Origin of the sequence: Streptomyces qaidamensis (genome assembly GCF_001611795.1) — a bacterium.
Classification (GTDB): domain Bacteria; phylum Actinomycetota; class Actinomycetes; order Streptomycetales; family Streptomycetaceae; genus Streptomyces; species Streptomyces qaidamensis.
Genome location: NZ_CP015098.1, coordinates 5,293,494 through 5,313,592 on the forward strand (window position 1 = coordinate 5,293,494; position 20,099 = coordinate 5,313,592).

General features: G+C 70.4%; 19 protein-coding genes. 14 read left to right on the top strand and 5 right to left on the bottom strand.

The genetic code is table 11. The features are described 5' to 3' along the window. The first annotated feature begins 235 nt into the window (after positions 1–235). Positions 236–988, top strand: coding sequence for a hypothetical protein (locus A4E84_RS23530; RefSeq protein ID WP_062928485.1), 753 nt, complete (start codon positions 236–238; stop codon positions 986–988). A gap of 158 nt (positions 989–1,146) precedes the next feature. Next, positions 1,147–1,641: a hypothetical protein gene (locus tag A4E84_RS23535; protein ID WP_237304986.1), complete on the top strand. Its 495-nt coding sequence runs from the start codon at positions 1,147–1,149 to the stop codon at positions 1,639–1,641. A 15-nt stretch (positions 1,642–1,656) separates the two neighbouring features. Here A4E84_RS23535 and A4E84_RS23540 read toward each other — a convergent pair whose 3' ends face one another. Further along, positions 1,657–2,442, bottom strand: a complete 786-nt coding sequence (locus A4E84_RS23540; protein ID WP_062928486.1) for a hypothetical protein — start codon at positions 2,440–2,442, stop codon at positions 1,657–1,659. Between A4E84_RS23540 and A4E84_RS44700 the strand changes: the two genes are divergently transcribed. Then, positions 2,399–2,932, top strand: a complete 534-nt coding sequence (locus tag A4E84_RS44700; protein ID WP_062928487.1) for a hypothetical protein — start codon at positions 2,399–2,401, stop codon at positions 2,930–2,932. The genes A4E84_RS23540 and A4E84_RS44700 overlap by 44 nt on opposite strands. A 58-nt stretch (positions 2,933–2,990) precedes the next feature. On the opposite strand, the gene A4E84_RS23550 is transcribed toward A4E84_RS44700, so the two are convergent. The 3 genes from A4E84_RS23550 to A4E84_RS23560 form a co-directional block, all read right to left on the bottom strand. After that, positions 2,991–3,695, bottom strand: coding sequence for a hypothetical protein (locus tag A4E84_RS23550; protein ID WP_062928488.1), 705 nt, complete (start codon positions 3,693–3,695; stop codon positions 2,991–2,993). Positions 3,696–3,872: 177 nt separating this feature from the next. After that, the gene (locus tag A4E84_RS23555; RefSeq protein ID WP_062928489.1) at positions 3,873–5,126 is read right to left on the bottom strand and encodes a PIN domain-containing protein; all 1,254 of its coding nucleotides are present in this window, start codon (positions 5,124–5,126) and stop codon (positions 3,873–3,875) included. Beyond that, positions 5,116–7,170 carry a hypothetical protein gene (locus A4E84_RS23560; RefSeq protein ID WP_062928490.1) on the bottom strand — a complete coding sequence of 685 codons (2,055 nt, stop codon included), beginning with the start codon at positions 7,168–7,170 and terminating at the stop codon, positions 5,116–5,118. The genes A4E84_RS23555 and A4E84_RS23560 overlap by 11 nt, the downstream gene beginning before the upstream one ends. 595 nt (positions 7,171–7,765) lie before the next feature. Here A4E84_RS23560 and A4E84_RS23565 point away from each other — a divergent pair. The 10 genes from A4E84_RS23565 (at position 7,766) to A4E84_RS23610 (ending at position 14,916) form a co-directional block, all read left to right on the top strand. Further along, on the top strand, positions 7,766–8,488 hold the full coding sequence (locus tag A4E84_RS23565; RefSeq protein WP_062928491.1) for a hypothetical protein: 723 nt from the start codon (positions 7,766–7,768) through the stop codon (positions 8,486–8,488). Positions 8,489–8,505: 17 nt separating this feature from the next. Further along, positions 8,506–9,396 (top strand): hypothetical protein, encoded by an 891-nt coding sequence (locus A4E84_RS23570; RefSeq protein ID WP_062928492.1) that lies wholly within the window; start codon positions 8,506–8,508, stop codon positions 9,394–9,396. Further along, positions 9,393–10,700, top strand: coding sequence for a CpaF family protein (locus A4E84_RS23575; RefSeq protein WP_062928493.1), 1,308 nt, complete (start codon positions 9,393–9,395; stop codon positions 10,698–10,700). The genes A4E84_RS23570 and A4E84_RS23575 overlap by 4 nt, the downstream gene beginning before the upstream one ends. 46 nt (positions 10,701–10,746) lie before the next feature. After that, entirely contained in the window at positions 10,747–11,700 is a 954-nt protein-coding gene (locus tag A4E84_RS23580) for a type II secretion system F family protein (RefSeq protein ID WP_062931574.1), read from the top strand. Beyond that, entirely contained in the window at positions 11,700–12,623 is a 924-nt protein-coding gene (locus A4E84_RS23585) for a type II secretion system F family protein (protein WP_062928494.1), read from the top strand. The genes A4E84_RS23580 and A4E84_RS23585 overlap by 1 nt, the downstream gene beginning before the upstream one ends. Positions 12,624–12,712: 89 nt before the next feature. Next, entirely contained in the window at positions 12,713–12,964 is a 252-nt protein-coding gene (locus tag A4E84_RS23590; RefSeq protein WP_062928495.1) for a hypothetical protein, read from the top strand. Between the two features lie 47 nt (positions 12,965–13,011). Beyond that, a complete protein-coding gene (locus A4E84_RS23595; RefSeq protein ID WP_062928496.1) occupies positions 13,012–13,473 on the top strand; it encodes a TadE family protein in 462 nt (153 codons plus the stop codon). Next, complete coding sequence (locus A4E84_RS23600; RefSeq protein WP_062928497.1) at positions 13,474–13,914, top strand: TadE/TadG family type IV pilus assembly protein; 441 nt, start codon at positions 13,474–13,476, stop codon at positions 13,912–13,914. It abuts the gene before it with no gap. Next, complete coding sequence (locus A4E84_RS23605) at positions 13,911–14,381, top strand: pilus assembly protein TadG-related protein (protein ID WP_062928498.1); 471 nt, start codon at positions 13,911–13,913, stop codon at positions 14,379–14,381. The genes A4E84_RS23600 and A4E84_RS23605 overlap by 4 nt, the downstream gene beginning before the upstream one ends. A gap of 304 nt (positions 14,382–14,685) precedes the next feature. Beyond that, a complete protein-coding gene (locus A4E84_RS23610; RefSeq protein WP_062928499.1) occupies positions 14,686–14,916 on the top strand; it encodes a hypothetical protein in 231 nt (76 codons plus the stop codon). 67 nt (positions 14,917–14,983) lie between these two features. Here the strand turns inward: A4E84_RS23610 and A4E84_RS23615 are convergent, their stop codons facing one another. Further along, positions 14,984–15,355: a hypothetical protein gene (locus A4E84_RS23615; RefSeq protein ID WP_062928500.1), complete on the bottom strand. Its 372-nt coding sequence runs from the start codon at positions 15,353–15,355 to the stop codon at positions 14,984–14,986. Positions 15,356–15,498: 143 nt separating this feature from the next. Here A4E84_RS23615 and A4E84_RS23620 point away from each other — a divergent pair, with 143 nt between their 5' ends. Further along, positions 15,499–20,031, top strand: coding sequence for a DUF6531 domain-containing protein (locus tag A4E84_RS23620; RefSeq protein WP_079129087.1), 4,533 nt, complete (start codon positions 15,499–15,501; stop codon positions 20,029–20,031). Positions 20,032–20,099 lie beyond the last annotated feature (68 nt).

Below are 20,099 nucleotides of genomic sequence, written 5' to 3' on the forward strand. Positions count from 1 at the left end.
GGTGGGGCAGGGCTTGCCGGCACATGCGGATGACACCCGTGGTGATGGCAGCACAGCCGGTGGGACCGGCCAACCGAACGCCGACTCCGGCGCCGAGTCCGGGGCCGACTCAGGCAAAGGCTCCATCGGCGCCCACATCCGTATCAACCAGAGCACCCCTACCTCCGGCGGCTCCACTCAATCCGCTACCTCTTCGGACGCCAACTGGGAACCCCCGGTGTGCTGGTATGAACCCATGTACACGCCGGAGGAGTACGAGAAGTTCATCAAGGGCGCGTATGGCGGCGCTGCGGGGGGAAGCCCGGCGGAGGACTACGCGAAGAAGCGGGAGAAGGAGAAGTACCACGAGGGCGACAAGGGCCTGTGGTGGCAGGTTCAGTTCCGAGATGACACCTACGACAAGGCCTGCCCCGTCACCACGGACAACTGGGAGATCTGGGTTCCTCCGGCGGACCCGCAGCCGGACCCCAATAAAGTGACTCCCGAGATCCTTTCAGAACTGGCCTTTAACTCGACCAAGTTGCCAGCCCCGCCAGTGGAGTTGCAGCCGCGAGCGGACCGGCTGCTCGTGAACCTCGGTACGCGGGTGGCGTTCAAGGGCGATCTCGACCGCGTGTGGACGACCGCGAGCCTCGACTACAAGGGCGTCCAGCTCGCCGCGACCACGGTCGCCACCCCCGTCGCGCTCAAGGTCGACGCCGGTACCGCCGACGCCGACCCGCAAAGCTGCACCTATGAGCTGGTAAAGGGCAAAGGCGGCTATACGGCCAACAGTGAGAGTGCCGGCTGCAACGTGACGTACCGCCGTGCGTCCGGCAGTGGCACCTACCCCTTCAAGGCGTCCATCACCTGGAAGGTGACGTGGACCGACTCGGCCGACCCGGATGGTCCGTCGCAGCAGCCGGGGCTGCCGGACGGGCTGTCGACGTCCGAGCAGGAAGTGACCGTCAAGGAGGCCCAGGCCGTGAACCGCCCGAGTAATGCATGATGATAAGGGCTGGGGTTCGGACTGGGCGGGACGGTCAAAAAGCCTTGTGGCGGATCGACTTGGCCCGTTGGTCGGTGTTCAGTCTCCTGTGTGCCGGCGGCTCACTGGGGCTCGCATGGCTCGGGCCCGTCGTACCGTTGTGGAATCCGGCTCGTGGGGTGGCCCTGCTCCTTGCCTGGATCGTGCTGCCGCTGGCATCGGTTCTCGTGCCGCTGCTGATGTTGCGGAGGGTCCCGCGAAAGCAGCGGAAAGTCGCCTGGCAACTCGTCGTTCCCGTCGTTGCGGGGGTGGCGCTGGGCGTGTTCGGAAACGCGGCCGGTGATCAGGTTGCCCTGGCGGAGCGGGGCGAATGGGCCGACGCTGTGGTCGTACGTAAAGACAGCGCCAAGACCAACCACTGTGACTTGCGGACAGTCGGCGGCCGTGAGATCTCTCCCTCGCTTTCGGAAGGCGAAGGGTGCAGGGACTCGGTGGAGGCGGGCGACAAGCTGCGTGTCCGGTACGACCCCGCAGGAGTTGCCAGTCCCACCAGCGATGTAGAGCAGAGCTCGAACGTCGGGTTCCTCATGGTTCTCTTCCTCCTCGCCGTCGCGATGGGCACTTGGGGCTGTGTGCGGCAGAGCAGGTGGGACACGGGGTACGTCCCGGCGTGAAACGGACGGATGTGCTCAGTACATCGCTTCCTTCGGCACCTCGATCTGCCGATACTCCACCCACCGTGCCAGCCACTCGTAACGCCCCGCGAGTAAGAACAGGGCGAACGGGGCCGGAAGGCCAACCAGCGCCATCGCCCACGTCGGCAGCAACCAACCCAGTTGGGAGACGCACAGGCAGCACCCCAGCAGGGCCGTGGGGGTGCGGGCGAAGGACTTCGCGTCGTCGGTCATCCTGCGCCTGCTGTTCGCCGAACTCGTGAGCAGCGCACCGGCGCGCATGCCCAAGGCCGCTCCCGCCAGGAGGCCCCACAGCGCCCCGCCCGGCAGGAACATGGCCGGGTAGCCGTTGCGCGGGAGGGCGAAGTTGTAGCCGAACGTCAGGCCCGCGACGAGGCCGGTCAGCGTGCAGCAGAGGATCGTGACCGCCGTGACGTGCTCTCGGAGGCCGGGCGTGGTGGCGTCGCGTTCGTCTCGGAACACGGCTCCCGAGCCTACGGCGAAGAGAGGCGTACCGATCACCAGCAGGATTGCCGCGCCGAACAGTCCTCCGTTCTTGCCGGGAGCGTCGTGGGCCGGGAAGAAGCCCTGTACCTGCCAGGCGAGCGCCGCCATCAGTGCGAAGTACATCCAGTACCCGGCGATCAGCGTCCAGCCCGCTTTGATCCGCGCCCGGCGCACCAAGGCCTGGGGTGTGTGGAGCAGGCCGGCCGCGGGGAGGGCGATCAGGGCCCAGACGTAGATGAAGGCTTCGGAGGTGCGGTCCTCGGCTCGGAACCTCTCGAAGAGTTCCGGGGGCACATCCAGAGCCCGGGCCCGTCACGAACAGTCCCCCGCCCTCCGAGCCCACTGGCTCCTCCTCGCCCTCGCCCTCACCCTCACCCTCCCCCTCATCTTCGCCCTGCTCGTCTTCGAGGGCTGGACCCAGCACGAGGTCGACGCCGCCAAGGCGCGTTCGCCCTGTACGGATCCCGTGCCCGACGCCGCCGCGAAGGGTGGGCCCGTGATCGGGATCAACCGGGGCGGGATACGGACCGGGGCGATGCCCGCCCGGACAGTCACGCTCACCTCAGATGGGGGTCCCGACCCCGTCTGGACACCCCGGCTCCTCGACCAGCTGCGGCGGCTGTTCGAGGGGCTGCGGAAAGCCGCGGGTGGCGGAGGCCGGCAGCTCAACGTGTCCGTGGCCGACCCGGACCTGCGCACCTCCAAGGGCAGCGCGGTGAAGTCGGACGGCCGACGGGCCCGCGCCCTGTTCGAGGCCCTGCGCGAGGACCGGCCGCCCGGTTGATCAACGAGCCTCGCACAGGGACCGGCCGCCCGGTTGATCAACGAGCTCCGCAGCAGGACTACTTCGCGAGCTTGGAGTCCTGCGCTCGCACCACGTTCGCGGGCATCTCGGCGTCGCTGGGCCGCCTGCTGTCGGCGATGGCGAAGCCGTTCACCGAGAAGTAGACGGCGAGCACGTCGCCGTGGCGGACGGCTTCGGTGTGCAGCGTGTGGGTGATACCCCGGAAGGTCATCGTCGACCGGAAGGCGACGGCACCAGCCGCCGTGCCCTTCTCGGCGGTGACCGAGTCGTAGGCCGTGGTGTTCTTGCCCGCCTTCGCAGTGAACCCGTCTCCGCACTCCGGCACGGCCTTCGCCAGCCCGGCCAGCACCGACTCGGCCTCGGCCGCCGGCTCGTACACGGCGAGAGTGATGTACGTGCTCGTCTTGCCGTAGCCCGCCCCGGCACTGCGCGTGAGGTCGGCCTGCGGTTCACCGAGCGGGAGTTGATTCATCGCGTAGGCCAGCGGGGCGCAGCCGGGCTCGTCGAGCGTGACCTCGTCCGAGGACTTGGCAAAGGCGTACTCGGCTTCCGGCGCGGACACGTTGTAGCCGGGCAGGTCGTCCTTCGTCACGATGGCCTTCGCCAGCCGCTGTGCCGGAGTGATCTGCTTGGCTTTCGGCGCCGACGGCGCATCAGTGGGCGTGTCCTCGCCGCCCGAGCAGGCGGTCAGTGCGGAGGCCAGGGCCAGGACGGAGACGACGGCCAGGGCGGCGCGCTTCAATGGGGGGCTCCTCGGTCGCTGATGCGAGCGAAGATCATGGCATGGCGGCCCGGGCGGCTCATGGGCGGGTTGTGCGGGAGCGGTGACAAGGTTGCGGCGACGCGAGGACCGTCCGCCCGGTTCATCAACGGCCCCTGCCGAGACCGGCCGGCGCGGGCACCAGGGAGCCGTGCCCGTTCAACGGGCCCTGGCGAGCCCGGCCGACGGGGGCATCAGCGAGCCGTATCCGGACGCCGCCCACGCGCTCCGCCCGGCCGGGATCTCGAAGTAGGGCACCGTACGGCCGTCCTCGTCCGTGTCGGGGAGCACCTCCGGGGCGCGGCGGTCCCGCAGCGCGTCCGCGCACTCCTGGCACACCGCCACGTCGAGCCGGTCCCGGCGGCCGAGCGGACGCCAGCCGGTGCGGAGGGCCGCTCGGCCGTGCAGGGGGTTGAAGAAGCACAGGGGAAGGCCGGGAGAGCCGGCCAGGGCATCGCGGCCCTCCTGCGCCAGGGCCAGGGCGCCGGCCAGGTCCGGCAGGCCCCGGGCCTCGTCGAGGACCGCGCCTGCTGCGGCGTACGCGTCGAGGGCCTGCTGGAGACCGGGGGTCGCGGCCACGTCGGCGGCCTGGGTCGCCTCGCCCAGCGCCAGTACCTCCGCCTCCGCACGGCGCCGTACCCGCGCCTCGTCGGCCGCGCGGGCCGTGGTGAACACCAGTTGAGGGACGGCCGGGTCGGGTGTACGGGAACGGAGCAGGGCCGCGCGGGTCGCGAGCGCGGTCAGGGCCAGGGCCGGTACGGCGATGAGCAGCCACCAGCCGGTCATGCCGGAGCCGGAGCCGGAGCCGGAGCCGGAGTCGGAGCCGGACTGCGTGGGGCGGGCCGATCCGCCCAGGTCGCTCATCGCCTCCTCGTAGCGCTGCTCGCCCTTGCCCTCCGCCACCAGGTCCACGGCCTTCGCCGTCAGGTCCGCCAGTCCCGCGTCCCGCATCTCGTCCAGGAACCCGGCGGCCGCCACCGCCCTGCTCGCCTGGTGGGTGTCGCCGGGCCACTCGTAGCCCTGGAGGGAGTCGGGGAAGTCGCTGTCCGACGTGATGAGGACGAGGTCGCGCCGTTCCGGGAGCCGGTCGCGGACCGTCCCGGCCAGGAGGTCGGAGTCGCCGTCGAAGGCGTCGCCCTTGGTGAGCGGGGTGAGCACGACCTTGATGGGCAGGCCCGTGCGGCGGATGCGGTCCGCCAGTTGCCGTTGCCGGGACGGCGGTACGGCATCGGCGTAGGCCTCGTCGACGTAGACGGGCGAGGTGCGCAGGGCGTTCGCGATGCGCTGCCCGGGGCTCGGGCCGTCGCCGTCCGCCGCGATGGCGCTGCCCGTCGTGGCGAGCGCCGTCAGCAGCAGTGCCGCGAGGGCGGTGATCACGCGCTTCGCGGCGCCCTGGTCAACTTCAGTGGACACCTGCGGTCTCCCTCACCTTGTCGATGAGCCGGGCGATTCCTTGCGGTACGGCGGTCAGGGGGCCGTCGGTCACGTCGTAGTAGGGGAAGCGGGTGTTGCCGAGGGAGGGGTCGGGCAGCTTCAGCAACCGGCCCGGGATGCCGCGCGGTTCGGCGACGGCCGTGTCGCCGCAGAGCCCGCAGACGGGAAGCAGGCGGCGGCTGTTGCCCTCGGCCGAGACGCGGACGTGGTGACGGCGGGCGGCGGGGCCGTGCAGCGGGTTGATGCCGCAGCACAGGTCGGCCGGGTCGCCGGCGAGTGCGGCACGGCCGGCTCGCGCGAGCACGATGACGGCGACGAGGGTCGAGGCATCCGTCCCCGGCTGCCGGACGCGCCCGGGGTCGCCGTCGACCAGGAGCAGCGCGGCGTCGAGGTGGTCCCAGGCGCGGTCGCGATCGCCCGGGTCGCTGAACCCGCTTGTCAGAGCAGTGAGTTCGGCGTGGGCGGTGCGCCGGAGGTAGGACACCGAGGGTTCGGTCGGCGCGGTGAGCGGCAGGCTGCCGGACGGCTCGGGCACGGGGGAGCGCCGCCGCCGCACGCCCCGGACGATCCATGTCGCCCCGGCCACGAGGCTCGACAGCAGCAGGGCCGCGAAGGCGCCCACGAACAGGCCCGGCCAGAAGTCCGTGGAGAACAGGGGCGGAAGGGAGGTCTCGCCGGTGGCGCTCGGCGCCGCGGGGGGCGCGGGCTCGGACCAGGGCCGGTCGGTGCGCGGGGTGTCGTCGAGGAAGGTCATCAGCGCGTCGAGGCGCTCACCGAGGAGGTGGTCGCCGGCCTCGTCGGCCCTGCTGTCGCCCAGCGTGACGGAGTCCGGTACGTCGAAGGAGAGGCGGTTGCCGTCCAGGCGCAGGCCGTGGTTGTAGACGTCGATCGTGCCGTCGGCCGGGTCGGCGACCACGTACACCCCGTCCCCGCCCACCTTGGCGTGCACCGCCGCGGCGAACAGCCCCGAGTCGCCGGCCGACTCGCTCTCCGGCGTCTGCGGCACGAGGGAGACGTACACCGGGCCGCCGCCGTCGGAACGCCGGAAGTCCCGGATCCGCTCGTGCAGGCGGTCCAGTTGACGGGCGTCGAGGACGCGCGGGCTCTCCGGATCGGCGTACACCGGGTCCTGCTTCAGCCCCGCCGCGACCCGCTCCACACGGGCGGACAGGTCGGCGGGGGTGGGGGGCTCCGCCGCGCTGGACCGGGTCTGGTCGAAGACGACGGTGGCGGTGAGGGTGACAGCGGCGGCGGAGAGGACGGCCGCGCCCCAGACGGACCGGCGCAGGACGGGCTTCTTCGGACGCCCGCGCCCCGCGTAGGCCGCCGGCAGCAGGATCGACAGGGGTACGCCGGTGAGCAGGATGCCCGTGATGAACGACTGGTTCTGGCGGTCGGACGGGCCGATGTACATCTCGGCGGGTTCGTCGTCCGGGTGCGTCTCGCGAGCGGCCTCGGCGCGGGCGGTGGCCTTCTCGCCGCCCTGCGCGATGACGTCGGCGAAGCGCTCGAAGCTCAGCAACGGGCCCGCGTCATAGGGGAGTTCGTACTGCGTGACGGTGACGGCGGCGTCAGCGGGAGCGTCGACGCCGAAGGCCCTGGCCTCCGCGATGTCGGGCCCCTCGAACAGGACGTACAGCCCGTCGCGCCCGAGCCGGTCGTGCACCGCGCCGAGCAGTTGCCGGCCGTCCGCGCCGGTCTGCAGGGGCAGGACCAGGACGTAGGTCGGGACGCCGGTCTTCTTCGCGATCCGGGCGAAGTCGGGGGCGGTGGAGCGGGGGACCTCGCGGGGGAGCTGGTCGGAGACGTGGACCGGGTTGTCGCGGAGGCGGTCGGCGAGGTAGGCGGCCCGGGTGGGGGTGTCGGCGGCGTCCTCGGTGTTCGCGGCGTCGGCGGGTGTGGCGGTTGCGAAGAGGGCCGTCAGCGCACACAGGGTCAGGAGCAGCCCGAGAACGCGGCCGCGGCTGTTGCCCGTTGCCCGTATCCCCGCTGTGCGGGCGTAGTGGGTCGTGACTGCTCTCACCGGTGAGTCCCCCGCGGTCCGTTCGGCGTCCGCGCGGCACTCTACTCGGCCGTTCGCGACTGCTACAGGTCGCCCGGTTGCGGCTGTGCCGGTTCTCCGGAGGAGCCCCTGCCCGCTGCCCTACCGGGGGCGGAGTGGGGCAGGTCCGCCTGCGGTTCGATGAAGCGTCACCCTCACGAGGTCAAGATCAGGCGGTGTCCCACACCAGACTTCGTGAGTGAATCGTGCAGGCCTGATGGCCGACAGGTGACGAACCAGCCTGTTGGCGAGATCGGTTGGAGTCCGTGGCGATTCGCTCGCGCACAGGTGCTGACGTCATGTGGCGCTGGTCCCGGACGGGTTGGGCGGGTAGGACGTTGCAGATGGATAACAGGCCGCAGCCTGCGGCCCATGGGGCCGGACGCGCCTTGAGGGGCTTATGTGCGGCTGATACGGTGCGATGGCTTGACACTCACCCCCAGTGCTGGCTATTCGCCCAGGTCGGGCGGGTACGTCCGGCCCGTCCCGCACTTCTCGGTGGGGGTCGACGCGGGTGAAGTGTCCGAATTTGAAGGCACATGACAGACATCTTCTTGGGTGTACGGGGAGCGGTTGCGTGAAGATCCAAGAGCGTACGGGGGCGGGCGCAGGTCGTTCTGCCGTTCCGGCTCAGCCGTCGGTCGGCGACCGGCTTCCCACCCCGCCTCGCGAGCGCAAACCGGCACTGGCCGCGCTCGCGGTGCTGCTGATCCTGGTGGGCGCGCTGGGCGTGACGATGCTCGTGCTGCAGGTCGGGAACCGGGTCGAGGTCGTCAAGGTGACGAAGGAGATCCAGGCCGGAGAGGCCGTCACCAAAGACAACGCGACGTCGGTGATGGTCGCCGCCGACGACAGCATCAACTACGTCAAGTGGTCCCAGCTGGAGACGCTCAAGACTCTCAAGGCCAAGTCGACGATCTACGCCGACACCGTCGTGATGGGCCAGATGTTCGCCAAGAAGGCGAGCCTGCCCGCAGGCAAGGCCTCCGTCGGGCTCGCTCTCAAGGAGGGCACGTACCCCGCGGACATCAAGGCCGGCGACACCGTCTCCGCCTACCGCGTCGGCTCCACCGGCTCCGGTTCGAGCAACTCCGAGGGCAACAGCGGTTCCAGCGGCACCTCCTCCGGCGGCGCCCTCGTCGACAACGCGCGCGTGAACGCCGTCGCGGCGGACGACGACGCGACCGTGAGCACGGGCAACCTGTCGCTCACCCTCCTCGTCGACCAGGCCGACGCGGCCGCGCTCGCCTCCGCGGCGGCCGCGAACGAAGTCGCCATCGTGCACGTCCCCGGCAACTAGAAGGCGGCACCCAACCCATGGCGCTCATCGCTCTCGCCGCCGACAAGGGTTCCCCCGGTGTCACCACCGCGGCCGTCGCCCTCGCGGCGGTCTGGCCGCGGCGTGTCCTGCTCGCCGAGGCGGACCCGGCGGGCGGTGACCTCGTCTACCGCAGTGCCGCCGCGCACGGCGGACCGCTCAACCCCAACACCGGCATGCTCTCCATCGCCGCCACCGCGCGCCGCGGCCTCGTGCCCGACCAGCTCTGGGACCACGTCCAGCCGCTGAGCGGCGGTCTTGAGGTCCTCGTCGGGCTCGGGATCGCCGAACAGGCCGCCGGACTGGCGGGGTTGTGGCCGACCCTCGGGCACGCCTTCAATTCCCTGGCCGACTCCCCGCACGCCGCCGCCGACGTCATCGCCGACTGCGGACGCATCAGCGGCGACACCCCGGCCGTCGAGCTGTTCCCGCACGCCGCTCTCGTGCTGCTCATCTCACGCACCGAGCCGGAGGCCCTCGCCCGTGTCCGCGACCGCGCCGCCGCCCTCGCCGGCAAGCTGCACGGCGGATCGCGTGGCGCCGCGAGCCTCGGCACCCCGATGATCGGCGTCGTCCTGATCGCCGACACCGGCACGGCCGGAAAGCTCGCCTCGCAGGTCAACGACATGCTCGTGCACGCCCAGACCGGCGCCCGCGTGGTCGGCACCATCGCCGACGACCCGGCCGGCGCCGACCAGCTGGCCGGCCGCAAGCGCGGCCGTCTCGACAAGTCGCTGCTGATCCGCTCGGCCCGCAAGGTCGCCGCCGACCTCTACCAGCAGTACGGCGCCGCCTGGGCCGCCTCCGCGCAGGCCAATCAGGCACCGCAGGCCCACCACGCCCCGCACGCCCCGGGCCAGATGCAGGGCCACGCGGGGGCCGGCGCATGACCGCTGTCGACCACCAGTTGGTCAAGCGGTTCCGCCAGGACGCCGGCGACCGCATCGCCGAGCAGCGCCGACAGGACCAGGCCGCGGGCGTCACTCCGATGTCCACGGAGGACGAACGGCAGTACGCCCGTGCCGTCATAGCCCAGATCCTGGAGGAGTACGCCCGCGCCGAGATCAACGTGGGCCGTACGCCGCTGGACGCCGAGACCGAGGAGCAGTACGCGGCCGCCGTGCACGCCGCGCTGTTCGGCGTCGGCCGGCTCCAGCCGCTGCTGGACAACCCCGACGTCGAGAACATCGACATCAACGGCTGCGACCAAGTGTTCATCGGCTACGCCGACGGCCGCGAGGTGCAGGGCGACCCCGTCGCCGAGACCGACGAGGAGCTCATCGAGCTCATCCAGGTGCTCGGCGCGTACTCCGGCCTGTCCTCGCGTCCCTTCGACTCGGCCAACCCGCAGCTGGACCTGCGCCTGCCCGACGGTTCGCGACTGTCGGCCGTCATGGACGTCACCCGGCGCCCCGCCCTGTCCATCCGCCGGGCGCGCATGGGCAAGGTGTTCATCTCCGACCTCGTCGGCAACGGCACCCTGTCGCCCGAGGTCGCCCACTTCATGGCCTGCGCGGTCCGCGCCCGCAAGAACATCATGATCGCCGGGGCCACCAACGCCGGCAAGACCACGCTCCTGCGCGCCCTCGCCAACGAGATCCCGCCGCACGAGCGCCTCATCACCGTCGAACGGGCCCTGGAGCTCGGCCTCGACACCTTCCCCGACCTGCACCCCAACGTCGTCGCGTTCGAGGAGCGCCTGCCCAACTCCGAGGGCCAGGGCACCATCTCGATGGCGGAACTGGTGCGCCGCTCGCTGCGCATGAACCCCTCCCGGGTCATCGTCGGTGAGGTCCTCGGCGACGAGATCGTCACCATGCTCAACGCCATGTCGCAGGGCAACGACGGCTCGCTGTCCACGATCCACGCCAACAGCTCGCACGAGGTCTTCAACCGTATTTCCACCTACGCGCTGCAGGCGACCGAGCGGCTGCCCATCGAGGCCAGCCAGATGCTGATCGCGGGCGCGGTCAACTTCGTCGTCTTCATCCAGCGCCGCAACAACTTCGGCAACGGCGGCCGCCTCCAGCGCATGGTCACCTCCGTCCGCGAGGTCAACGGCGTCGACGGACGGGTGCTGTCCAGCGAGGTGTTCGCGGAGGCCCCCGACGGCCGGATCGTGCCGCACGCCCCCATAGCCTGCCTGGAGGAACTGATGGCACACGGCTACCAGCCGTCCGGGACCTGGGGGTGAGCCGGGGATGAACACGAATCTCGCGGCAATCGGCTCGCTCGGCTCCATGGGCGGCCTGTTCTCCACCACCGTCCTGTACGCGATGGGGAGCGGCGTCGCCGTCGGCGGTGGCCTCGCCCTCCTCCTCATCGCCGTCCGCGGTCTGCCCGCCAAGCCCGACCACGAGAAGCAGAAGGCCGCCGAGCGGGCGAGCGAACTGATCCGCTTCGCCGGGCAGCGCGGCTCGCTCGCCGCCATCGTCGGCCTGGTCGTCCTCGTCCTCACCCGCTGGGCCGTCGCGGGCATCGCTGCCGGCGTCCTCGTCTTCTTCTGGGACCGCCTCTTCGGCGGCGCCGGTGAGGAGCGGTCCGCCATGCGCCGCGTGGAGGCCCTGGCCTCCTGGACGGAGTCCCTGCGCGACACCATCGCCGGCGCCGTGGGTCTGGAGCAGGCCATCCCGGCCTCCGCCCGCGCCGCGGCGCCCGTCCTGCGCCCCCACCTCGACGCCCTCGTCGACCGGCTGCGCGCCCGCACCCCGCTGCCCGAGGCACTCCAGCAGCTCGCCGACGAGATCGACGACGCCTCCGCCGACATCATCGTCGCGGCCCTCATCCTCAACGCCCGGCTGCGCGGCCCGGGTCTGCGCCAAGTCCTCGGCGCCCTGGCCAAGTCGGCCCGCGAGGAGGTCGACATGCGTCAGCGCGTCATGGCCCAGCGCGCCTCGACCCGCAGGTCGGTGCAGATCGTCGTCGCGGTCTCCATCGCCTTCGTCCTCGGCCTGTCGATCTTCAACCGCGACTTCGTGGAGCCGTACGGAACGGCCGTCGGCCAGCTCGTCCTGGCCTGTGTCTGCGGCCTGTTCGCGCTCGGCTTCTGGTGGCTGCGCAAGCTGTCCACCATCGAGACGCCCGAGCGCTTCCTGGTCCGCGACGAGGCCTCCGTCCAGTTCGTCCGCCCGAGGACGCCGTCCGGGGCGCCGCAGTCCCAGCAGCGGCTGCCGCAGGAAGAGGGGGCCCGCTGATGGATCTCACGATGCCGCTCGTCGTCGGCGCCGTCATCGGTCTGGGCATCTACGCCCTCGTGCGCGCCCTCATGCCCAGCAAGCGCAGCGCGATCTCCCAGGTCGCGCGGATCGACGCCATGCGCGCCCGCGGCTCGGCCTACGAATCGGTCCGCGTCGAGCGGGAGAAGGGCCGCCTGGGCGCCCTGCGGGCCGAAGTGGGCCTGCGTGTCTCGGAGTTCTACCTCCAGCAGGGCTGGGAGCAGCGCTCGCTGCGCGCGGATCTGGCGGTGCTGGACCGCAGCTGGGAGAAGTTCCTGGCGACGAAGGTGCTGCTGGGCGTGGCCGGCCTGTTCTTCGGCCCGTTCCTGTTCGCCATCGTCTACACGCTGGGCTTCGGCAGGAGCCCGATCATCCCGGTCTGGCTGGCCCTGCTCTTCGCGGTCGTCTTCTTCTTCCTGCCCGACCTGGAGGTCCGGCGGGACGCGGCCGACAAGCGACGCGACCTGCGGCGCGTGATCGGCGCCTACCTCGACCTGGTGTCGATGAGCCTCGCCGGCGGCCGCGGTCTGCCCGAGGCCCTGATGGCGGCGGCCGAGATCTCCGACGGCTGGGCCAACCAGCGCATCCGCAACGCCCTGTCCGACGCCCGCATCACCGGCGTCAGCCAGTGGCAGGCGCTCGGCGCGCTCGGCGAGGAGATCGGCGTGGAGGAACTCAAGGACCTCTCCGCCTCCCTGGCCCTGGTCGCGGACGACGGCGCCAAGGTCCGCGAGTCCCTCGCCTCCCGCGCCGAGACCATGCGGCACCGCGAGCTCGCCGAGATCGAGGGCAGCGCGGGCGAGAAGTCCCAGTCGATGCTCGTGGCGCAGCTGCTGCTGTGCGCCGGGTTCCTGGTGTTCCTGATCTTTCCGGCGGCGATGCGGGTGTTCCAGGTGCAGTGAGCCGTGCATGAGCCTTGCGGTGAGCTCGCAGTGAGCGACCTTCACAACTCCAGAACCTCCGTGAACCGATTTCGAAAGGACAAGACGTCATGAACGGACGCACCTTCCACACCGGCATCCCCGCCGTGGACTTCCTGGTCACCTTCCTCCAGGCCCGCACCGAGCGCGCCCGCTCCGACGAGCTGGACCGCGGTGCCTCCGCGGTCGAGTGGGTCATCATCTCCGCGGTCGTCGTGGCGATCGTCGGGGTTGTGGCCGCCATCATCAACGCCGCGCTGAGCGAGGGCGCCACCAAGGTCGGCGACTGCATCAAGGGTGCGGACGCGGGCAAGACCTGCTGATCGCGCTCGGGAGCGTCAGAAGCATCAGGAGCAACGGGGTTCACGGGATGCCGGCAGATGTGGGCAGACGGGCACGCCGCTGGGTGCGGGCCGCACGGGAACGTGCGGCCGCCCGCGGCGACTCTGGCATGACCGCGATCGAGTTCGTGCTGCTCACCCCGGTCCTGTTCTTCATGATCTTCGCGACGGTGCAGTTCGCTCTGTACTTCTTCGCGGATCACGTGGCCCAGGCGGCGGCCCAGGCCGGAGCCCGCAAGGCCCGCGCCACGGCCGACGAACAGCCGGGTGCGTGGCGGGGCGAGGCGCGGGACGTGGTGGACAGCTACATCAGCCAGCTCGGCCCCCAACTGGTCCTGTCCCCGGACGTGACGATGGTGCAGCCGGAGCAGAACACGGTGGGCGTGGAGATCGCGGCGAGGGTCCCGACGGTGTTCCCCGGACTGGACCTGACGGTGCACGCGCAGTCGGTGGGGCCGGTGGAGCGGTTCGTTCAGGAAGAGGGCAACTGAATGTCCTTCCCTTCCCTCCTCACGTCCCTCCTCAAGGGCCGACGGTCCGCGGACGACAGTGGCCTGTCCACCGTCGAGGTCGTGATCCTCGCGCCGGTGATGATCCTGTTCATCCTGGTGCTGGTGGCCTTCGGCCAGCTGGTGGACGGCCGCGGGGCGCTCGACGGCGCGGCCCGGGACGCGGCCCGCGCGGGCTCGATCCAGAAGGACCACGCGACGGCCATGGCCGAGGCGAAGAAGGCCGCGGAGGCGAACCTCGCGGACGTCTGCTCGGGCCCGGTGTCCGTCACGCAGACCAGCCAGGGCTTCGAACCGGACACCATCTTCACCGTCGAGGTGAGCTGCCAGGTGCGGGGCCTCGCCATGCTCGGCCTGGACGTCCCGACGACCCTGTCATCGAGCTTCAGCTCCCCGCTCGACCCGTTCCGGAGGTCGGCATGAGACACCTTCGGTCCTCATGGCCCTCGTGGTGGGCGGCCCGTCGCGCGCGTCTGGACGACTGTGGCTCCGGCGCGGGAGCGGTCATCATCTTCACCCTCGTCTTCCTCTCCCTGTCCGCGTTCGTCATCGACGGCGGCCTGTCCATCTCCAAGCGGGAGCGCGCCGCCGACATCGCCGAACAGGCCGCCCGTTACGCCGCCCAGGACATCGACCGCGACGCCCTCTACGAGAACGAGGGCGGCCCCGCCCCCATCAACTTCGAGAACTGCAACGCCCGTGTGAAGGCCTTCGCCCGCGAGATGGACATGACGGGCGCGGACATCGGCGCGACCCACTGCGTGGCGGCGAACGCCGAGCAGGTCGAGGTCGAGGTGCAACTCACGTACTCCCCGGTCTTCACGGGGATGTTCTACGGCGGCGACGTGGTGGTCCACGGGCAGGCGGTCGCGCAGAACGAGGTCGGCTGAGCCGATCCGGAACATTCTGCGAATCTGCACACCGTTCACTGGGAGGTCGTGACGGGGCCGGCAGAAACCGAGGCCGACTCCTTTCTTGTGCTGCGGAACGCATTTCCGCACCGCGTAGTGGCAGAAGATGTGAAGACCACGAGGTCCCGGGTGACCGAATAGTCACACCCATGAATGCGCGCCCAGAAAACCACTCCCATCCATATCCACGGGCCGGGCACTGACTGGCCACCCCTTCTTCCGGCGTGCTTTGATCAGTCGCGCTCGAGCACTTCGAATTGTTGAACGAAGGGAACCGCCTTCCATGGCCTTCACCCCGCAGATCCAGACCGCCCAGATGTCCGACGCCGAGCTGGACACCATCGCCGGCGGCCAGGCGGGCGGTGCTGCCGCGGGTGCCGGCGCCGCAGCCGGTCTCTACGTCGAGACCACGGCCGTCGGCCTGACCGCCGGCGTCGGCGGCGGCGTGGGCCTCGCCGTCTCGCCGCAGGGCATCGCGGCGGACCTGCACCTCAACGCGGCCGTCGCTTCCTGACGAACGCGCAGGAAAGGGCCCCGGATCTCCGGATCCGGGGCCCTTCGCGTCTCTCGGCGGCGGCGGTCTACTTCCCCCCGCCATCCCCCTTACCGCCGTCGCTGCCCTTTCCGCCCTTACCGCCCCGCTTGTCCTCGGTCTTCATGGCGTCGTTCACCTTCTTGGCGAGTTCGTCATCCAACTTCTTGAACTCGCGCACGACGGCATCGGACATACTCGCCAGCGCATCCAACTGCTGCGTGATGTCCTCGCGCCCGTCCTCCCAGTTGGACTCGAAATCGTCGAGCGCGTCATTGACGCTGCCGTCGCCGATGTCGTCCCTGTACGACGCGAAGAGCTTCTTGGTGTGATTCAGACGGGTCTTGATGGACCGCAGCCGGCGCCCGTAGCTCTCCAGCTCGGTCAGCGGGAGCGCGAGGTCGCTCTTGCCCTTGCCCATGTGGCAGTCCCCCCCAACGTCCGGCACTCTGATCCCAGCAGAACCGTACCCCGGCCCGATCTTTCCGTCGAACGACTGTGCCTTGTAAGTTCACGTGTGCATACGGTTGTTGACGTTGGTGTACGCGTGACGGGGGTTGCGGTATGGCGGGGCACAGGCCTTCGGACTGGCATGTCCTGGACTTGGACAAGGATCCGACGCCTGGTGATCCGCAGCGGGTGCGCACGCTTGCGAAGCATCTGCACGATTTCGCCGACGACGTCTCCGACGCGTTGCGTCTGGTCAAGGGCATGGCGGGGGAGGGCACGCTCCTGGAGTGGGCGGGCAAGTCGGCGGATGTCTTCAAGGAGGACTTCGCGGATGTGCCGAAGAACCTCAAGAAGCTGAAGAAGTCCTATGAGATGTGCGGGGATGCGCTGGCGGACTTCTGGCCGAAGCTGGAGCGGGCGCAGTCGCTGGCGGACAAGGCGCTGCGCAAGGGCCGGGAGGCGCGCGACAGCCTTTCCTCGGCCCAGTCGCGTCTCACCTCGGCCGACTCGTGGGTGACGCGGGCCGGCAAGGAGGCGGACAAGTACAAGGACGACCCGACCGGCAGCAAAGGCGCCGACAAGCCCGATGAGGCCAAGGTGCGGGCTGCGACCCGGGACGTCCAGCACGCCAAGTCGGCCCAGTCCAAGGCCCAGTCGGACGTCTCCGACGCGCAGGACGCGCTGGCCGCGGCGAAGAAGATGGCCGCGGATGCGCGCGCGATGCGTGACGAGGCGGCCCGCGAGGCCAAGTCGAAGATCGACGAGGCCTCCGACGCGGGCATTCAGAACCGGTCGTGGTGGGAAGAGGTCGGCGACTGGTTCGTAGACAACTGGGACACCATCGTCGCCGTGTGCAAGGTCGTCGTCACGGTCGTCGGGATCGTCGCGATGATCATCGGCGGTCCGATCCTGGGCGCGATTGTGCTGATCGCGGCCGCGGTGGTGCTCGCCGACACGCTCTACAAATACTCGAAAGGCCAAGCGTCCCTATGGGATGTGGGGCTGGCCGCGCTGGACTGCATCCCGGGCATGAAGGGCCTGACCACCCTCGGCGGCCTCGCCAAGGGGGCGAAGGCCTTCGGCAAGGTCGGCCTGAAAGGCATGGCCCAGGGCGTCAGGGGCTTGGGCAAGAGCGCCAGGACGGCCGTGGCGGACGGCGCCAAGGGCGCCTACAGCCGGCTCCGCAGCAAGATCCGGGGCTGCGGTGACCCGGTCGACGTGGCCACGGGCGAGATGTTCCTCGCGGAGACCGACGTCTCGCTCCCCGGCACCCTGCCCCTGGTGTTCACGCGACGGGTCGCTTCGGACTACCGCTGCGGCTGGTGGTTCGGCCCCACGTGGGCGTCGACCCTCGACCAGCGTCTTGAGATCGGCGAGAATGAGATCATCTTCGCCACGGAAGACGGGATGCTGCTCGTCTACCCGCGCCGGCGCCCGGCCGAGGGACCGTGGCTGCCCGAAACGGGCCCCCGCCTGCCACTGCTCGTGCTGGAAGACGGCACCTACCGCGTCGACGATCCACTGACCGGGCTCGCCCGTCACTTCGCTCCGTGCGCGGACGGGCCGGCTCACATCACGGCTGTCACCGACCGCAACGCCAACACCATCACCTTCGACTACGACGAGGCCGGCGCTCCCGTGGCCGTGCGCCACTCCGGCGGGTACCACGTCTCCGTCGCCACCCAGGACGGCCGCGTCACCGCGCTGAGCCTGCGCGGAACGGCGGAGGAAGGGGACGTCACCCTACGGCGCTTCGGCTACACCGGGGGCAACCTGGCGGAGGTCGTCGACTCGTCCGGCCAGGCCCTGACGTTCACCTATGACGAGCGCCTGCGCGTCACCTCGTGGACCGACCGGAACCAGCGGCGCTACGCGTACACCTACGACGCTCAGGACCGATGCGTCTCACAGGGGGGTGAGGCGGGGCACCTCACCGGAACGTTCAGCTACGACGGCACCGACCCCGCCTGGCCCGGCTGCCGTGTCACCACCCACACCGCCGCAGACGGAGCCGTCACCCGTTTCGTCGTCACCGACCACAGCCAGGTCGTGGCGGAGATCGACCCGCTCGGCGCCGTCACCCGCACCGAGTACGACAGGCACCATCACCTGCTGTCGCGCACGGACGCCCTGGGCAACACGACCCGGTACGAGAACAACGCGTTCGGAAAGCCCACGCGGGTCACGCTGCCGGACGACGGCGTCGTCACGGTGGAGTACGACTCGCTGCAGTTGCCGACGCGCATCGTGCAGCCCGACGGGGGTGTCCGGGAGCATGCCTACGACGAGCGGGGCAACCGGGTCCGCTCCAGCGCCCCGGACGGGGCCGTCACCCGGTTCGCATACGACGCGTACGGACGTCTCCTGTCGGTCACCGACCCCCTCGGTGCCACGACGCGGGTGCTGTGCAATCCCGCCGGCCTCCAGGCGCAGACCGTCAGCGCTCTGGGCGAGCGTTCGGTCCGTACGTACGACTCGTTCGGACGGCTGAGCAGCATCACCGATCCCCTGGGGCACACGACGAGGCTGTGGTGGACGGTCGAGGGCCGCATCTCACGCGTACTGGGCCCCGACGGTGCGGAGGAGGCCTGGACCTACGACGGAGAGGGAAACTGCACCGCCCACATGGCACCGGGCGGAGCGCGCACGACGTTCGAGTACGGTCCCTTCGACCTGCTCACGGCCCAGACGGGCCCGGACGGAGGCCGCTACGCGTTCGAGTACGACGCCTCCCTGCGCCTGAAGCAGGTGAGCAACCCGCTCGGCTCCCAGTGGCGTTACACCTACGACCTCGCCGGCCGCCTCGTCGCCGAGACGGACTTCGACGATCAGCGCACCGAGTACGCCCACGACCCGGCAGGCCGGCTGGAGAAGCGGCTGAACCCGGCCGGACAGCGCGTCGACTACAGCTACGACGCAGCGGGGCGGCTCCGCGGCAAGACGGTCGACGGCGTCGCCACAGCCTACGAATATGACGAGGCAGGCCGTCTCGTGCACGCCTCGGGGCCGGGCGGCGATCTCCGCATGGACCGTGACCGCGCCGGAAGGATCACGGCCGAACGGATCAACGGCCGCACTCTGCTCTCGTCCTACGACGCCATGGGCCGACGGGTGGAGCGGGTCACACCGTCGGGAGCGCGGACCCGGTACGACTACGACGCCGTCGGACGGACGATCCGGCTCAGCGGCTCGGGCCACACGGTCGACTTCGTACGCGACCGGTCGGGGCAGGAGATCGAGCGCTCGGTCGACGACGGGCTGTGCTTCACACAGGAACGGGACACCCTCGGCCGTCCCGTCGAGCAGCGGTGGACCGCCGCGGGCAGGCAGGTTCAGCACCGCACGTACGGCTACGGCGCGGACCGTCACCTCAAGCGGTTCACGGACGCCCTGGACGGCCCGACGACCTTCGACGTCGACACGGACGCCATGGGGCGCGTGCGGGCTCTCCAGGGCGGCGACAGGGCGGAGAGCTACGGCTACGACGCGGCCGGACACATCACCTCCGCGTCCTGGTCCGGATACCCGGGCATCGACGACGCAGCGGGAGAGCGCTCGTACACCGGCACCCGGCTGCACCGCGCGGGGGCCGTGCGCTACAGCTACGACGCCGCCGGCCGGGTCGTCGAGCGCCGCAAGACCCGGCTGTCGCGCAAGCCCGACGTCTGGCGGTACGACTGGGACGCCGAGGACCGGCTGACCTCCGTGGTGACACCGGACGGTACGCGGTGGCGGTACGTGTACGACCCCCTCGGCCGCCGCATCGCCAAGGAACGCCTCGCCGGGGACGGCCGAACGGCCGTGGAGCGGACGGACTTCACCTGGGACGGCACCTCCCTGGCCGAGCAGACCGCCGCCGACCCGGCGCTGCCGCACCCCGTCACACTCACCTGGGACTACGACGGCCTGCGGCCCGTCACCCAGACCGAGCGGCTGACGAACTCCGCGACGCAGGAGGAGGTCGACTCCCGGTTCTTCGCGGTCGTCACCGACCTGATCGGGTCACCCACCGAACTCGTCGATCCTCAGGGCGAGGTGGCCTGGCGGGCACGGCGGACCGTGTGGGGAGCGACCTCCTGGCCCAGGCGGAGCAACGGGTACACGCCCCTGCGGTTTCCCGGCCAGTACCACGACCTCGAATCCGGCCTGCACTACAACTACCACCGCCACTACGACCCCGAGACTGCGCGCTACACGTCTCTCGACCCGCTCGGTCTGGCACCCGCCCCCGACCCCTACGGATATGTCACCAATCCGCTGCGCCAGGTGGATCCGTTCGGCCTCATGGCATGCGATGAGGACACGGTGGTCCTCTACCATGGTTCGCGCAATTGGACGGGCAACGACTTCTCGCTTGGGCGGTCCAACGATCTGCAGCGTGAATACACTCCGGACGCCGGGGTGTATCTGACGGACGACTTCAACAGGGCGGCCACGCAGTACGCCGGCCCGGACGGTGTGGTGGTGCGGACCGAAGTGCCGCGATCCTTCGCGGACTCCGTGCTGCGGGAACACAGCGGCCCGGCGGGAAGGCAGCCCGAGTACTTCGTCGACACGCCGGAGGGAGTGGACATCCTCAACGCGGGGTCCCCCCGCGCGCTCCCACAGCGTGAGGCGGTCATCCAGCACATGATGGGACAGTTCTGAGCGGATGCGAGGCATGACGTAGTGGCAGGTCAGATCACTCCCGTACCGGAAAGCGTGCTGGCTCGTGA

Coding starts and splice junctions, on each gene's coding strand:
- A4E84_RS23590 (WP_062928495.1), top strand. CDS start 12,713: ATGAACGGACGCACCTTCCACACCGGCATCCCCGCCGTGGACTTCCTG.
- A4E84_RS23605 (WP_062928498.1), top strand. CDS start 13,911: ATGAGACACCTTCGGTCCTCATGGCCCTCGTGGTGGGCGGCCCGTCGC.
- A4E84_RS23595 (WP_062928496.1), top strand. CDS start 13,012: ATGCCGGCAGATGTGGGCAGACGGGCACGCCGCTGGGTGCGGGCCGCA.
- A4E84_RS23620 (WP_079129087.1), top strand. CDS start 15,499: ATGGCGGGGCACAGGCCTTCGGACTGGCATGTCCTGGACTTGGACAAG.
- A4E84_RS23600 (WP_062928497.1), top strand. CDS start 13,474: ATGTCCTTCCCTTCCCTCCTCACGTCCCTCCTCAAGGGCCGACGGTCC.
- A4E84_RS23610 (WP_062928499.1), top strand. CDS start 14,686: ATGGCCTTCACCCCGCAGATCCAGACCGCCCAGATGTCCGACGCCGAG.
- A4E84_RS23575 (WP_062928493.1), top strand. CDS start 9,393: ATGACCGCTGTCGACCACCAGTTGGTCAAGCGGTTCCGCCAGGACGCC.
- A4E84_RS23585 (WP_062928494.1), top strand. CDS start 11,700: ATGGATCTCACGATGCCGCTCGTCGTCGGCGCCGTCATCGGTCTGGGC.
- A4E84_RS23530 (WP_062928485.1), top strand. CDS start 236: ATGTACACGCCGGAGGAGTACGAGAAGTTCATCAAGGGCGCGTATGGC.
- A4E84_RS23615 (WP_062928500.1), bottom strand. CDS start 15,355: ATGGGCAAGGGCAAGAGCGACCTCGCGCTCCCGCTGACCGAGCTGGAG.
- A4E84_RS23580 (WP_062931574.1), top strand. CDS start 10,747: ATGGGCGGCCTGTTCTCCACCACCGTCCTGTACGCGATGGGGAGCGGC.
- A4E84_RS23570 (WP_062928492.1), top strand. CDS start 8,506: ATGGCGCTCATCGCTCTCGCCGCCGACAAGGGTTCCCCCGGTGTCACC.